The organism is Gynurincola endophyticus, from assembly GCF_003991195.1.
Lineage (GTDB): Bacteria > Bacteroidota > Bacteroidia > Chitinophagales > Chitinophagaceae > Gynurincola > Gynurincola endophyticus.
In genome coordinates this window covers 481,965-499,002 of sequence record NZ_RCWL01000002.1, presented here as the reverse complement: position 1 = coordinate 499,002, position 17,038 = coordinate 481,965, and the positions used below count along the sequence as shown (strand labels likewise).

Annotated in this window: 8 protein-coding genes; 7 read left to right on the top strand and 1 reads right to left on the bottom strand. The window is 38.3% G+C overall.

Features of this window, described 5'->3' with window-relative positions:
- Nucleotides 1–10 precede the first annotated feature (10 nt).
- Nucleotides 11–826 (bottom strand): universal stress protein, encoded by an 816-nt coding sequence (locus D9O48_RS06095; protein WP_126971658.1) that lies wholly within the window; start codon nt 824–826, stop codon nt 11–13.
- Nucleotides 827–983: 157 nt separating this feature from the next.
- On the opposite strand from D9O48_RS06095, the gene D9O48_RS06090 reads away from it, so the two are divergent.
- The 7 genes from D9O48_RS06090 to D9O48_RS06060 all read left to right on the top strand — a co-directional run bounded on the left by D9O48_RS06090 (nt 984) and on the right by D9O48_RS06060 (nt 17,013).
- Complete coding sequence (locus D9O48_RS06090; RefSeq protein ID WP_126971656.1) at nt 984–2,903, top strand: beta-N-acetylhexosaminidase; 1,920 nt, start codon at nt 984–986, stop codon at nt 2,901–2,903.
- Nucleotides 2,904–3,121: 218 nt separating this feature from the next.
- Nucleotides 3,122–5,995 carry a triple tyrosine motif-containing protein gene (locus D9O48_RS06085; protein WP_158624830.1) on the top strand — a complete coding sequence of 958 codons (2,874 nt, stop codon included), beginning with the start codon at nt 3,122–3,124 and terminating at the stop codon, nt 5,993–5,995.
- Nucleotides 5,996–6,536: 541 nt separating this feature from the next.
- On the top strand, nt 6,537–8,276 hold the full coding sequence (locus tag D9O48_RS06080; RefSeq protein WP_126971651.1) for a cellulase family glycosylhydrolase: 1,740 nt from the start codon (nt 6,537–6,539) through the stop codon (nt 8,274–8,276).
- A 51-nt stretch (nt 8,277–8,327) separates the two neighbouring features.
- Nucleotides 8,328–8,591 carry a hypothetical protein gene (locus D9O48_RS06075; protein WP_126971649.1) on the top strand — a complete coding sequence of 88 codons (264 nt, stop codon included), beginning with the start codon at nt 8,328–8,330 and terminating at the stop codon, nt 8,589–8,591.
- A gap of 267 nt (nt 8,592–8,858) precedes the next feature.
- Nucleotides 8,859–12,230, top strand: a complete 3,372-nt coding sequence (locus tag D9O48_RS06070) for a SusC/RagA family TonB-linked outer membrane protein (RefSeq protein ID WP_199750511.1) — start codon at nt 8,859–8,861, stop codon at nt 12,228–12,230.
- A gap of 30 nt (nt 12,231–12,260) precedes the next feature.
- Nucleotides 12,261–14,144 carry a RagB/SusD family nutrient uptake outer membrane protein gene (locus tag D9O48_RS06065; protein ID WP_233589190.1) on the top strand — a complete coding sequence of 628 codons (1,884 nt, stop codon included), beginning with the start codon at nt 12,261–12,263 and terminating at the stop codon, nt 14,142–14,144.
- A 28-nt stretch (nt 14,145–14,172) separates the two neighbouring features.
- Nucleotides 14,173–17,013, top strand: coding sequence for a SusC/RagA family TonB-linked outer membrane protein (locus tag D9O48_RS06060; protein WP_199750510.1), 2,841 nt, complete (start codon nt 14,173–14,175; stop codon nt 17,011–17,013).
- Nucleotides 17,014–17,038 lie beyond the last annotated feature (25 nt).

The window sequence follows — 17,038 nt, the reverse complement described above, 5'->3', positions numbered from 1 at the left end:
AGTGAAAGCCTTACTCCTGGATGGCTACAATAGGAATACGGCTGTGATAAGCCAGTTTTTTAGTATGGCTGGTTGCAAACAATCCTGAAACGAACCCTTGTTTCTTAGGAACAGTAAAAATTAAATCGATTTTCTTATCAACTGCAAACTGGCTGATCGCTTCTAAGAAATCATACTGACGAATAAAATAAAACTCCGGATTATATTCTTTGAACATATCCTCTAATTTATTTCTTTCTACTCTGTATTCTTCTGTGATTTCTACATAATGCTCCGGGTCAACGTTTACAATATGTAATGCAGGTTTAAACAATTCCAATACTTTTTTAATAGGAGCTACCGGTGTAGATGCGGCTACATCTTTAAAGTCGCTGGCTAAAACCACATCTTTTATAGCGGAGAATTTAGCATCCGGAGGAATGATCATTACCGGGCAAATGCTTTTCTCTACCATATCCAGCGTATTACTACCCATGAATATCTGTTCAATTTTAGTAGCTCCGGTAATACCCATAATGATTAAATCAATTCCGTTGTGACGAACATAACGTTCAATTGATTCTACTAAAGAGCTTCCTGATTCTGTAGCGAATGAAATATTTACATTCGCCACTTTTAGTAAATCAGTCTTTAATTGTTCTAAAGCTTGACTAATGATGGCAGCGCGATCGGTTTTGGTTGAACTGGATGAATCTGAACTCCCGGGCTTATGGATATTGTATAAAATTAGACTTACATCTTGTACATTTTCCAATGCCTGCACCGCAAAGATTGCAGCATTCTTGGAAGTGTCGGAAAAATCAGTAGGAATGAGAACTTTTTTCATCTGAAGCTTTTTAGGAATTTAAAGTTTAATCAAAATGAGATATAATTGCATTATACAGAATAATTAGGGTATTTCCATATTTTACACTTAATAAATTCTGCTTTCTGTACGTTAAGAAAAAGAATTATTCGCATATTTTCAATTAAACGCTCCGGATATGAAAAGATTTTGTTTGGCAGTTTTGTTTTTTACCAGCGTACTCTCTGTTGCCGCTCAGGCTGTGGAAGGCGTACACATTATTCCACAACCCGTATCGCTCAGTCTTCAGTCGGAAGGGATGATTTTCAACAACTTCACTAAAGTTGAGCTTGAAAATGGCAATGAAGAAGCTGAGAAAGTAATTCGTACCTGGATTACACAATTCAACGATTTGTCAGGTTATAACTGGTTTTTAAGTACCGTGAAGCCTAAAGACAACCTGCCAAACGTAATCCGGTTTATCTTAAATGCCAAACCGAATCCGGTTTTAGGAAAAGAAGGATATACGCTGGAGGTGGCGGGCAACCGTACTATAATTACTGCCAATCAGCCGGTTGGATTTTATTACGCGATTCAAACTATTAAACAGTTGCTGCCAAAAGAAGTACTGTCTGTTAAAATTGTAAGAAACAAAGCCTGGAAAATTGCAGGAGTAAAAATTACAGATTACCCACGATTCGAATGGAGAGGTTTGATGTTTGATGTGGTTCGTCACTTCTTTACAAAGGAAGAAGTAAAACGCTTCATTGATGAAATGGCAGAATATAAATATAATATTCTGCACCTGCATCTCAGTGATGATCAGGGATGGAGAATTGAAATAAAATCTCTCCCGAAACTTACCGAAGTAGGCGCCTGGAGAGCGGATAAAACCGGTCGTTTAGGAACCTTTTCTCCTCCCGCCGCTAATGAACCACGAACTTACGGCGGTTTTTATACCCAGGAAGATATTAAAGAATTAATTGCTTATGCGAAAGACAGGTATATTGAAATTATGCCTGAAATTGACGTTCCCGGTCACTCAATGGCTGCTGTTGCTGCTTATCCGGAATTGTCATGTACACCAGGTACTTATCAGGTGAATAGCGGCGAAAAATTTATGAACTGGTTAGGTGGAGGAAAGTTCACGGCCATTGTTGACAATACTTTATGTCCTGCCAATGAAAAAGTATATGAATTTTTAGATAAAGTATATACTGAAATTGCTGAATTATTTCCGTTTGGATATATTCATATGGGGGGAGATGAGTGCGCAAAAAACTTCTGGCAAAAAAGTGCTGCAGTAACAGAGCTGATGAAACGTGAAAAATTAAAAGATTATGATGAAGTTCAAAGTTACTTTGTAAAAAGAGTCAGTAATATTATTACTTCTAAAGGAAAGAAAATGATGGGTTGGGATGAAATTTTAGAGGGCGGTATTGCACAGGGAGCAACTATTATGAGCTGGCGTGGAGATAAAGGTGGTATTGAAGCTGCTAAACTTGGTCACGAAGTAGTAATGACACCTAATACATTCGTATATCTTGATTTAGTACAGGGGGATGCTGCCATCGAACCTCCGAATTATGATAAGGTATACCTGAAGAAAACATTCGAATTTAATCCGGTACCTGCTGGCGTGGATGCAAAGTTTATTAAGGGCGGACAAGGAAATTTATGGACAGAACAAATCTACAATTTCCGCCAGGTACAATACATGTTATGGCCAAGAGCGTTTGCCGTAGCCAACGCTTTATGGAGTCAACATAAAGCTATTGAGTGGAATCAATTTGTGAAAAATATCGAACAGCATTTTGAACGCTTTGATTATGCCGAAAGAAAATACGCTCCCTCTATGTATGAACCATTAATAGAGGCCCGGACACAAGCTGGCGGATTATTAGAAGTGAAACTGGTACCTGAGGCAAATCATACAACTTTTCATTATAGTTTCGATAATTCTTATCCAGACAGATTTTACCCTAAAGCTACAGACTGGATAACTGTTCCAAAAGACGCACAAATGCTCAGAACTATTAGTTATGCAGGGGATAAACAGGTCGGAAGATTTATAACTATTTCTATTGACGAATTGAAGAAAAGAGCCGGTAGTAAGTAAAAATATAAAGCAATAAAATTAAAAAACCTGTCAATCTTTATGATTGGCAGGTTTTTTAGCTATATTCTTTCAGTAAAATGAATATAAGAGAGATATGCTGAAAGAGCATAAAAAAAATCAACTCTTTAAAAATACGCTTGGATAATTTCAGGAAATGGATACTTTTACGATCAACGATACATATAGTGAACCTTGTCATGCGAAACTGCTTTATTTGTTTGATCTGCCTGTTATTTGCCGGAGCAACTACTGTTGCTGCGCAGGATATTATTGGAACCCCCTCAATCGTTAACTATACCAAGGAAATATATAATGCCGGTAATCAGAACTGGGACATCACTCAGGATAAAAGAGGGATTATGTATTTCGCCAATAATGACGGAATGCTCACTTTTGATGGTGTGCGATGGGAAGTGTATAAATTACCGAACGGTACCGGATTACATTCTGTAATGGTAGACGAAGACGGGAAGATTTTTGTAGGCGGACAAGGTGAAATCGGTTATTTCGAATCTGATGAAAACGGACGCCTGCAATACCATACGTTAAATCAGCTGGTACCCGCCAGTCATAATACTTTTGCAGATGTATGGAATATTTGTAAAAGTGGTGAAGACGTGTTTTTTAGAGTCAACGCAAAGATTCTTCACTTAAAGAAAGATAAAATCATTGTTTATCCTGGTACCTATTGGTCTTTTTTAGGAGAAGCAGGGGATAAAATATATGCACATGATGCCGATAAGGGAATCGTTGAATATGAGAAAGACAACTGGGTTCCGGTACGCTGGGGCAACGATTTACCGAAAGGTGCTGTTGTTCGTTCTGTTTTATCATTGAACAAAGATTCTTTATTAATAGCTACTTCTCAATTCGGAGCGTTCATACTTGATCAGAAAGGGTTGAGGCCCTTTAGTTCCCCGGTATTGAACGAAATCTCTTCTAAAATTATTTATCAGGTTTTATTATTGCCTAATAAAAATATTGCATTGGCTACGCGCTTAGGCGGTTGTTATATTGTAGATACCAAAGGAAATCTGGTAGAAAGAATTACTAAAAATGAAGGGTTACAAAGTCAGAATACACTCTCTATCATGAGTGACGATAAAGGTAACCTTTGGCTGGGGCTGGACAATGGTATTGATCTCGTAGCTTATAACGATGCTGTGAAGCATATTTTTCCTGAAAAGGAAAACCATAATACAGGCTATGCTTCGGTATATCACAAAGGAAATCTTTACCTGGGAACGTCTGCGGGAGTTTATTTTACCCCTTTGAAAAAGGAAGGTGATTTTAGTAGAGAGAGAGGGCAATTTAAGCTGGTGAAAAACTCAAAAGGTGAAATCTGGGGCTTATCTGTAGTAGATGATAAACTACTGATCGCACACGCTGCCGCTGCCTATTATGTTAATCAGGAAACAGCCGAATTACTTGATATGCGCATCGGCTACTGGGGCTTTCAATCTTATGAAAACAACGTTAACAATACAGCAATAGCCGGAACTTACAATAGCGTTAGCTTTTTCGACATGTCAGTGGGCTTGCCTAAGGTAAAACAAATCGTATATACCGAATCAGCGCGCTTTATTGTTCAATACAATGGAGTAATCTGGGTGGGGCATCCCTACCGCGGACTGTTTCGTGTTATCGAAGACGACAATAAACAACTGGTAAGCCGGCAGTACCTGGATAAACAGGGCATTATCAGTAATAATCACAATAGAATTTTTAAAATAAGAGATAAACTGGTGCTGACAAATGAAAACGGCATTTTTGAATTCAATGAAGAAAATGACCATTTCGTGAAATCAGAATTTTATCAGAATATATTTAAGGGAGAACTCGTCAGTTATCTGATGGAAGACCGCTATGGAAATATCTGGTTTACACAGGATAAAAGAATCGGGGTAGTAGCAAAAAGTCAGAATTTCTCCAAACTAACTTACTTCCGTGAACTGGAGAATAAGTTTACTTTCAACTTTGAACATATCAATGTGCTAGACAGCAGTAATGTAATTATTGCTGCAGAAAAAGGTTTCTTCCATCTGAACCTGGCCTCATATATAGGAGATGAAAACAAACCCAAAGTCTTGATCAGAAGCTTAAAAACATTAGTTGACGGAAACGATAGTTTGTTTTACGGAGGATACGGTGAAAATATCAGTAAACCAGCCATCCAGTTTAATAAAGCTGGCATTTACCTGAGTTTTGCAGCAGTCGAATACAGCCATCCCGGCGATATTGAGTATAGCTATTATTTAGAGGGCTTTGATAAACAATGGTCGGCGTGGGGTATCAAAACAGATAAAGAGTTTGCTAACTTACCTGCGGGAAGTTATACGTTTCATGTTAAATGCCGTTATGGAAATGAAGAGTCCTTAACCGCTTCTTATAGTTTTGAGATTCTGCCACCCTGGTATAAATCATGGTGGGCAATTCTTGTGTATGTATTATCTGGTGTGGGATTACTCTTCCTGATATTAAATTACCAGCAGCAACAGCATTTTAAACAGCAACACAAAAGGTTATTGCAACAGCAACATGAACATGAAGAAAAACAACGGAACCTCACTTTGCAGCATCAGCTGGAAGTACAGGAAAATGAGAAAAAAATCGTTGAATTAACCAACGAGAAATTGCAGGTAGAGCTTGACCATAAAAATAAAGAAATGGCCTCTTCAGCCATGAATCTTGTTCGAAAGGTTGAGGTAATGTCGATGCTGAAAGAAAGTTTACAATCTTATAAACAAATGACTGATACCGAGAAATCGGGAAAAGAGTTTCAAAAAATCATCAAAACAATTGATAAAGAACTGGATAATCAACACGAATGGGAGCAGTTTGCGGTCCATTTTGATAAGGTTCATAATAATTATCTCCAGAATTTAAAAGCAGCCTTCCCTTCTTTATCGGGCAATGACCTGAAACTATGCGCATACCTTAAACTGAATATTTCTACCAAAGAAATAGCACAGCTCATGAATATTTCAGTAAGGGGAGTCGAAACTGCCAGATTCCGCTTGCGTAAAAAATTATCGTTGCCTGGAGATACTAACCTGGCAGATTTCCTGATTGGTTTACAGGGAAAGGAATAAATCTCCACTTTTATTGCACAATCTACTTTTTACCGGTTACTGTTGAATAACCTTGTCGTGTTTTATGCTGCAAAGGATGAATCATATATTATTTATATATACTGGCTTTAGACATATATGTAATTATTCATTGATCTGTTACAGTTCAGATCTTACCATGCAATTATTCAGATAAGACTCCTTATTATTTATTCGATACTTTTTAGCGAAATCTCATTTGCGTAGGTGTGGCGTATAATGGTTAACTCATTGTAGTAATTTAAATAATTGATTATCAATATTTATTTTTTAAAATGAAGCATTTTTGACGTAGTTGTTTTTTTGGAATGCGGGTAGGATAAGTGCAAATTTGCTATCATAAAGAAATGTTAAAGGCTCTTGGTGCATTTTTGAATAAGCTACAACCTGAGAAAATTATCGATAGCCGGTATTTAAAAATCAATTCTTGAAGTAGTAAAAAACCATCGGGTAACCTGCTTCAACATTTACTAAAAACTGACGGCGGTTGTCCGGAAGTAAGGTTCAATGAAAAATTGCTGATATGAAAAATATTATTAGAAAAGGTCTTTTGTTGGTAGGAATTAGTTTACTCGGAATGCTGGAAACATCGGCTCAGGGATTTCTGAGAGCTGATGGAAAAAAGATTGTAACGGGTACCGGTGAAGAAATTATTCTGAGAGGAATGGGGTTAGGGGGCTGGATGTTGCAGGAAGGTTATATGTATCATTTGAGCTTTCTTGGTCAGCAATACCGCATCCGAGAAAAAATAGCAGCTTCCGTGGGAGAAGAGAAAGCCGCACAGTTTTATAAAGAATGGTTACTGAAACATACTACAAAAAAAGATATTGATGCATTAGCTGCTTTGGGGTTCAATTCTATCCGTTTACCAATGCATTACGCTTTATACACTTTACCGGTAGAAAAAGAACCGGTAGACGGCCAGCAAACCTGGTTGGAAGAAGGATTCGCACTTACAGACAGTTTATTGAATTGGTGTAAACAAAACAAAATCTATTTGATTTTAGATTTACACGCGGCTCCGGGTGGCCAGGGTAATGATCTCGCTATCTCAGATCGCGATCCGAATAAACCATCTTTATGGGATAGTGAAGCCAATCTTCAAAAAACAATAGCACTATGGAAACAGTTGGCTAAGCGTTACGCCAATGAACCATGGATCGGCGCTTACGATATTATTAATGAACCTAACTGGGGCTTTGATGATCCGAAGGATATCAGAGGCACTGAAGAAAAACGCAATATCCCTCTCCGAAAATTAATGGTAGATATCACGGCTGCTATCAGAGAAGTGGATCAAAACCACCTGATTTTCATAGAGGGTAATGGATTTGGTAATAACTACCGCGGCATTTTCCCTTTATGGGATAATAATACTGCCGTAAGTTTTCATAAATACGGAAATTTTAATGATCAGCAAACGATTAAATACTTCCTTGACCTCAGAGATCAATACAATGTACCACTCTGGTTAGGTGAGTCAGGAGAAAACTTTAATACCTGGTTTACGGAAGCAATCGAACTGATGGAAAAAAACAATATTGGCTGGGCCTGGTGGCAACATAAGAAAATGGGACTGAATAATTCCTATGAAATTAAACAACCTGAAGGGTATAGTCGTTTACTGGCTGATTGGTCTGGAAGAGGAGAGAAGCTAAATGAAAAAGAAGCATGGGCCATTCTACAGGAGTTTTTACATAATGTGGAACTGGCGCAAAATGTATTTCATAAAGATGTTGCAGATGCAATGTTCAGACAAGTTCATTCGCTGGAAGCTATTCCTTTTAAAGAACATACCATAAAAACTGGCATATTATCAATAAACGCAGTTGATTATGACCTCGGTCGTCAGAGAGTCGCCTACTACGATAAAGATTCTTCCCGCTATCAATATACTCCGGGAGTAAATACTGATGGCAACAAAGGCCGCAGGTATAGAAACGACGGAGTTGATATTTATGCAGACGGAAATAATTTCTATGTCGGGTCTGTTGAAGATGAAGAATGGTTACTCTACACTCTGACTGTTAAAAAAACTGGTAATTATTCTTTTTCGTTCACTACCAGATCTGATACAGCAGGAAGAATAACACTGATGGGAAATGAAAAAATATTGGTAGATGAAATTGTAATACCGGAAACTGCTACATGGACGGATGTAAAAACAAATAAAGTAAAACTCAGAAAAGGAATAGTACGATTGAAAGTGTTAGTGAAAAAAGGTGGATTTGATCTATCTGCAATAAAAGTTTCAAAAGATTAGGAACGTATTGATTGTTGTTACTGCTGATACTTAGCCAAAACCGATTGCCATATGAAGTTAAAAAGGCTTCAATATTTTAGTGAGCATATTGCTTTACATGATTATAAAGAGAAAAATATACCATCGGATAATTTATCCGATGGTACCTCACCTCTTGCAGGTTATTTCAATGATTTTACCTGTATTCATTTATTTATAACTTCTTCCGGTGTGAAAAAATCGCCTGGTTATTTGAAGAAAACCTGGCTTTATTCGGGCTATACCTCTATATATCTTACACAGATTTACCTTCTTTTTAAATATACGTTCGGTTAGATGATTTACCCTTGGTAACAGATAAATACAATAAACATTAAGAATAGACGGATGAAAAAATTTCTTAAACTCTAAAAAACCAAAACAATTTTATGACTGCTTGAATGCCATTAGAAAATTAAACATGGAATGAATAATTCCTCGTTACATGGATTGTAATAATTGTCGAAAAGGCAACTTTATTCACTTAATACTTGAAAAAATATGAAAAAGCTTCGGCTTGCCAAGCTATTTCCCGGTTCCTCAATTGCCAAACTAACACTGTTAATGAATTTAACTATTTGCTTTGTTTTGCTTTTTTCATTAGAAGGTGTAGCTATGGGCAGCATCGAAAAGGGTGGGATGAGCTTCAATATGAATACTGCTTCTGAAGAAGCAATGATCATTTATGATGAATCTAACGGTTTATTTCAGGGAAACCGTATTTCCAGAATTATTAAAGGTTCTGTTCGTAATCAGAAAAATGAACCGATTTCCGGAGCTTCTGTTTTTAATTATGCTTTGTCTAAAGGCGTTGCTACCAATGAAGCGGGAGAGTTTTCTATCGAAGTAGTTTCTGCAAAAGATTCTATTGTGGTAACAGCAATAGGATTTAAAGAAAAATATTTCCTTGCAGAAAACAGACAGCAGCTGGCTCTTATATTAGAAATAGATGAGCTGAAACAAGATCTGGAACAAGTCGTAATTGTGGGTTATGGCCAACAGAAAAAAGAATCTGTTACTGCTGCTATTTCTACTTTGTCTGCAGAAGAACTCGTACAATCACCGGTGGCCAATATCAGTAATGCGTTAGCCGGTAGATTATCCGGATTAACCGCTATCCAAAGCTCTGGTAAACCGGGTGCAGATGCTTCAACGCTTTATATCCGCGGTGTCGGTACTTATACTGATCAGACAGCCCCGTTAATTATGATTGATGGTGTTGCCCGTGACAGCTATAATGATATTGATCCTTATGAAATAGAAACAATCAGTTTACTGAAAGATGCATCTGCTACCGCTGTGTACGGTGTGCGTGGAGCAAACGGAGTAATTCTGATTACTACTAAGCGTGGTAAAGAAGGTGCACCTCGAATTAGCTTATCAGCGCAGACTGCACAATCTGAATTTACACGAAAACCAAACTTTGTAAACTCTTATGAATATGCCATGCTGCAAAATGAAAAGAGCTTTCAATCGTATTGGATTAACCACGCTAAAGATCCTGACATCCAGACCTGGAACGACTTCCTTGTAAAAAGAGAAGCTAACTGGGTAAGAGAAGCAAGCATTTATTATACTCCGGAACAGTTAATGTATTATAAAAATGCACATACCCCGACTTTAGAAAATGGAGATAGAAATCCTTACTATAATCCATATTTTTATCCTGATGTTGATTGGACTAAACTTATCTTCAAAAACTTCGCTCCTCAAAGTCAGGCAAATGCTAACATTACCGGAGGAACAGGTTCTCTCAAATACTTCCTTTCTTTAGGATATTTAACCCAGGGTGGATTGTTCAAAACTGATTATATGCCTTTCTCTGATGAGATGGATTTCAGAAAAGACAGATATAACCTTCGCGGTAACTTTGACTTTGATGTAAATAAAAATTTTCGTATTTCCGTTGACGTTGGAACTCAGTTTGTAAATATCAGCGGTATGGATAATGATGGATATATCTGGGAAAAAAGAATTATGTGGTCAACACCACTTTCTTCACCCGGATTGATTGACGGAAAGTTTGTTGTTCCTTATAGCAATCCTCAAACATCTTTAAACCCACTTTACGAAATAGCCAGTAGTAATAATTATAATCTTACCAGTAACAGTACGTTGAATTCTACTATCAGACTTTCGCATAAACTTGATTTTATTACACAAGGTTTATCTGTGAATGTAAGAGGTGCTTATGATAGTTATTTCTCAAGCCGCTCTGGTGGTAGATATACACCGGTGTTTTATGGAATCAGTCAGAATCCGAACGGAGATGTATTGGATCCGATATTTTCTCTGATGCGGGCTGAAACTCCTCCTGAAAGATGGTCTGACTGGTATAATGGTAAATGGCGTAAGATTTATGGAGAGTTTACATTGAATTATTCAAGAACATTTGATAATAAACATGCGGTAAGTGGATTGTTATTATACAATATGGAAAAATTATTCAATCCGTATTTAATGTATAATCTTCCAAAAGCATATGTAGGTTCGGCTGCGAGATTTACTTATGGATACAGAGGTAAATACCTGGCTGAATTTAATATGGGTTACAATGGTTCTGAAAACTTTCCTGAAGGAAAACGCTTTGGTTTCTTACCGGCTTATTCAATGGGATGGGTTGTTTCAAACGAATCATTCTTCCCGCAAATTGATCTGATCAGCTTCTTAAAAATAAGAGGTTCGTTAGGTAAAGTTGGTAATGATAATATCGGCGGTGCAAGATATTTATATCTGCCTGATGTTTGGACTTACGGCGGTAGCGGATATCCATATATGGGTTATTCTTTTGGTACATTAAATGACAGAGTAACGCTTCAGGGTGTACAGGAAGGTACTTTGGGTAACCCGAATGTAACCTGGGAAGTAGCTACTAAAGCAAATATCGGCTTTGAAGTTAAAATGCTGAATAACCGATTGTCTCTTACTTATGACTTCTTTAATGAAAAAAGAGGACAGATTCTTTCTTACAGAGGAACTGTTGCCGGCATTGTGCAAGCTTCTTTACCACCATACAATCTAGGAAGTGTAAAAAACTGGGGTAATGAATTTGAGTTAACCTATCGGGATATGCTGAGTTCTAAGTTTGATTACTGGGTAAAAGGAAACCTTTCTACAAACAACAATAAAATTCTTTTTAGCGACGAAGCAATCGCAAAAGGGTTGGAATACCAGGCTACTACCGGCAGACCAATCGGACAAGGCTTATATCTTCAGGCGAATGGATTATATACTTCATGGTCTGACCTGTACGCCATTGACGGAAACGGAGATCCGATTCTTTCACAACCGGTGGCTGCATTAAACAAAGACGGACACACTTATACAAATCAGGCTGGTGATATTGTTTATCAGAAAGACCTCGGATACGGTGGTGTTGCAGTGCAACCGGGTGAAGTTCGTTTGGTAGACATAAATGAAGACGGTGTGGTAAATGAAAAAGATTTTATCAGAACAGGAAACACGATGATTCCAAAAGTCTCTTATGGTCTTTCATTTGGTTTTAACTGGAATGGATTTGATCTTTCTGTTTTGTTTCAGGGTGTGAGTGGCGCTGCCAGATACTCAATGAGTCAATTACACTTTAATAAACAGGAATCGCTTTTTGATGTTGACCTGAATCGCTTTACGCAGGAAAGATACAATAATGGCGAAAGAATTGATTTCCCGATCGCTGCTTATAATCATGCCGGCGCAGAAAATACTTTTTTCCTTAAAAATACCTCTTATACCCGTTTAAAAAACATGGAAATAGGATACACCTTTAAGCCTGCTTTCTTGAAGAAAATGGGTGTAGGTTCTGCACGTGTTTATGCAAACGGAAATAACCTTTATACATGGTCGCCCAATGAGATCTGGGGTGATCCGGAAAATCTGGCCTACATAGGTTATCCGCTTACCAGAACTTATAACCTGGGAGTAAATGTCAATTTCTAACCGAATATTATTAGGGAAATGAAAAATTTAATGATAAATAGTTTACTGTGTGCTATACTACTGTTGCTCATCTCCACCACCAGTTGTACTAAAAACTTTTTGGAAAAACCAAAAGGCGGAGCCGTAACAGTAGATACCATCTTTCACACTAAAAATCAGGCGCAATATGCAATTGCACGTATGTATGGATGGTGTGTCAGAGGTTATCTGCCTCAGGGGTCTACTGATCTTCCAAGGCCTGAAATCTTAACAGACGCTTTATATATTATATCTCCGGGTTATGATTGGGCAAATGCCGGTATTAACGGACCAATTTACAAAAGAGGTAATATGGGGCCAAACAGTAATGTGGATTACGGTTGGGGAGCTACTACCGATGAAAGTGTAACCGGCGGAGCAATGGGATGGCATTACAAAGGTATCCGTCAGGCTAATATCGTATTCAGAAATATCGATATGGTCGTAGATGCCGATCAGGATTGGAAGAATGATGTAAAAGGACAGGCATTGTTTTGCCGTGCTTTACAACATTATGAACTGTTCAGGTACTATGGTGGTATACCTATTGTTTCTGTGCCTTTATCAGGTGAAGGTGAAATAAATGTTGGCCGTTCTTCTGTACAGTCAGTTGTAGATTCAATTGTTGACTGGTGTGATAAAGCAGTAGACCTGCTACCGGAAACAAGACCCAGCAGTGATTACGGAAGAATTACCAGGTTAGCTGCACTGGCATTGAAGTCTAGAGTGTTATTGTATGCTGCCAGCCCTTTATACAACACTCCTGATCATATGAAGGCAGCCCTGAGCAGTGCGCGTTTCGGTGATGCACGGGATACTGTTCTTTGTTACCCGGTTTATAGTAAAGACAGATGGAAACTGGCGGCAGATGCTGCAAAAGCTGTAATAGATAATGCTGCTGCTGCTGGTGTTGCAATTTATAATACCGGTAAAGCCGAAACAGAACCAGGAACAGATACTTATGCCGGCTTAGGTGATTATGAAGCGGTATGGAACGTATATGCTAACAAAGAACTGATTCTGGTAAGTACTAAAAACCAGAACGGATCTGATTGGGGAGCCAACCTGACTGCATGGGGTAAGTTCCTTAGTTCAAAAGTAGGAGAATGGGAATGGGGTGTGAAAAATAATATGCCAATAGAGTTCATGCAGTTGTATGAGAAAAAAGACGGTACAAGGTTTACACTTCCTGCTTCAGGAGCCGACCTGCCGGTAGATATCAGAAACTTTAATCTGGATCCACGCTTTTATCAAACCGTCGCGTATGATGGAATGTTCTTCAGAGCAGCATCAGGAGCAAAATATGGTACCATTCCGTTTTATAAAGGTGGTGACGGATTTGCCGATGGTGCACTATCCAGCAGCGACGCCGGTTCTGACGGATATGCACTGGATGTTTACAAGTTTGTAGCACGTGTTGATAATGGTTCATGGAATCACTTTGCATGGCCGGTATTCAGATTAGCAGAATTCTATCTCAGTTACGCAGAAGCCCTTAATGAATTTCATGATGGCCCTTCAGGAGAAACTTATTTCTACATTAACGAAATCAGAAAAAGAGCCGGAATGCCGAATAAATCAGGACTTGATTATGCCGGTTTTCAGGCAGCTATTCAAAATGAACGAACAATTGAATTGGCGTATGAAGGACATCGTTATAACGACTTGCTAAGATGGGTAAAAGCACACCAGGTTTTAAATACCAATTTAAGAGGAATTGCAACTACTGCAAGAAGAGGCGGAGATGGTAGCCTGAAACGCTCCTGGGAAATAGTACCTTTTATGACACAGGTATTTCCGGTGAGATATTACTACTTACCGTTTATTACATCTGAAGTTAGTAAAAACTATCTGGGAGATGGTGCTGCGTGGGATGGACAAAATCCCGGTTGGTAATCTACGATCAATTTAACTGACGAAAAAAATGAAAAAAATATATACAAAAATAATAACCTGTGCCTTAACCGGTTTGATGAGCCTCTCTACGCAGGCGCAAAAAACAGAACCGGTGGCCATTCAGCCTCAGGAGCGGTTGATGAAGGTGTCTACTTATGAAGACTCTACATCGGTATCTGTTATTAAACACAGAACCGGTGCCATCTTTACTTTATCAGGAAAAGAACTGCAACGAATGATGGTTGGTAACCTGCTGAATACATTGCAGGGAAGAATACCTGGTTTAACAGTGGTAACTGGCTCAGGTGAACCGGGTTATGATAACCCTACGCTTTATTTGCGTGGCCAAAGTAGCTGGAACATTGCAGGCAATCGTGTTGTAATTTATTTAGATGGTTTTGAAGTTGATTTGAATGCGATCAGTTCTCTGTCTCCTTACGAAATTGAATCAATTACCCTGTTTAAAGATGCAGTTGCTTTATCTCAATTCGGTTTGCAAGGCGGTGCCGGTGTACTTTGGTTTAAGACCGTTTCCGGAAATGTAAATGATAAAATTAAAATAACCGCCAATGCCAGATATGGTATTCAAAGTGTAATAGATCTGCCGCAGGTAATGAATGCATATGATTATACCACTCATTACAATATGGCTTTACAAAATGACGGATTACCTGTTAAGTATCCCAATACTGAAGCTTATAAAGCAAACAATGATCCGTTTCACCCGAATGTAGATTGGTACAAAGAAATGTTGAAAAATACTTCTACTATTCAGGATTACAATTTATCATTCAGAGGTGGCGGTGAGCGGGCCAGATATTTTGTATTAATGAATTATACAGATTTTACCGGATTGTATAATAATGCTACTGCTATTGATAAGGATTTTGGAACCAATGCCCGGTATAATAAAATCAACCTGAGAGGTAATGTTGATTTACAGTTAAGTAAAAATCTTTCTGTAACTGCTAATATTACTGCTATTACGGAAGATAAAAATACTCCGGCCGGATTTACTGCTACTCAGTTGTTCGATAACTTATTGAGAACACCGGCATCTGCTTTTCCGGTTGTTAACCCTAATGGCTCATGGGGTATCTCTTCTGCTTATAATTTTAACCCAGTACAACGTTTGCAACGTTTCGGTATATGGAATTCACATACAAGAAACCTGCAAACGAATATGGCTTTTACTGAAAAACTGGATGTTATTACTTCCGGATTAGCATTGAAAGGTGGAATTTCTTTCAGTAACCAATATGTTGGATTTTATCAGAAGCAGTTCAGCGTGCCGGCATATGAAATTAATAAAGATGCCAACGATCAGCCTGTATTGGATGGAGACGGAAATGTCGTATATATCCAAAGAGGTAATATCAGTGAAACTATTAATGAAGGGGAAACCAGCCACTGGAACAGGAACACTTTCCAGATCGGATTAGAGTATAACAGAACCTTCGGCAAAAGCACTTATAATGCAGGTTTACTGGCGAAACGTCAGAACTATAGCAAAAATGGATTGGTATATCAACTCAGACACCAGGCTCTTTCAGGTAGCTTTTCATACGATTATGATAATACCTATCTTTTTGATGTAGCTGCTTCGTACAATGGTTCTACTGACTTTGCACCAGGAAACAGATACGGATTTTTTCCTTCAGTAGGATTAGGATGGGTTTTGTCGAACGAATCATTCCTTAGTTCAAGCAATACTGTTGACCATTTAAAACTGAGAGCCACCTGGGGAAAAGTAGGAAACGATAATGAAGCCTATAGATTTTTATATCAGCAATGGGCTGCCGGCGGTGGGGGTTGGACTGTTGGTTCCGATAATATTTTCAGAGGTGGTAGAAGAGAAGGGGCTGTTTCTAATGCAGCATTCGGATGGGAAACCAAAACCATTCTGAACCTGGGAATTGATATAACCGTGTTAAAAAAACTGAAAGGTACTGTTGATTTATTCTCTGAAAAAAGAACAGGTATTCTCGAACGACCGGATGCACTGGTTCCGGGATACACAGGCTTTTTATTACAATTCCTGAATACCGGGGAAGTACAAAATAAAGGCTTCGAAATATCATTAGCTTATGAAGAAAATGAAAAAGCCTTCCGGCATTATCTGCGCGTTTCAGCAGCTTTTGCAAGAAATAAAATCACCAAACGATCTGAAGCAATTCAACCTTACGATTATCTCTACTCTAGAAATTTTCGTCTCGACCAATTTAAAGGATTAGCTTTTGACGGCTTCTACCAGGAGTCTGATTTTGATGCCACAGGTATCTTATTGCCAGGCACCGTGTCTTCTTCTTATGCTACGGTAAAACCCGGCGATATGAAGTTTAAAGACCAGGATGGAAATGGTGTTATCAATGATATGGATAAAATTCCGATGGGATTTGCAAAATTACCTGAGATTACCTTAGGTTTTAATTTAGGGTTCAGATACAAAGGATTTGATTTTGACGCATTCTTACAAGGTGTAATGAACCGTACGGTTAGCCTGTTGGATGATGCATACATTTATACGCATCCGTTTGTGAACAATAATAACATGACTGTTTTTTCTCAAAACAGCTGGACGCCACAGACTGCCAATACCGCCACTTACCCACGCTTATCTACCCTGAGTAATGCAAACAATGATCAACAGTCTGATTTCTGGTTACGTAACGGTAATTTCTTTAAACTAAGAAGTATAGAACTGGGATACACTTTTTCTTTGATAAAAGAACTTGATGACGTACGGGTATTTGTAAACGGAACCAATCTTTTTACATGGGATAAAATCGAAGATCTCGAAGCTGAACGATTATCTATGGGATATCCTTTAATGAGGGCTGTTACCTTAGGCTTGAAAGTAAAGCTTTAATGTATTCATCTTAAATAATCAGTTT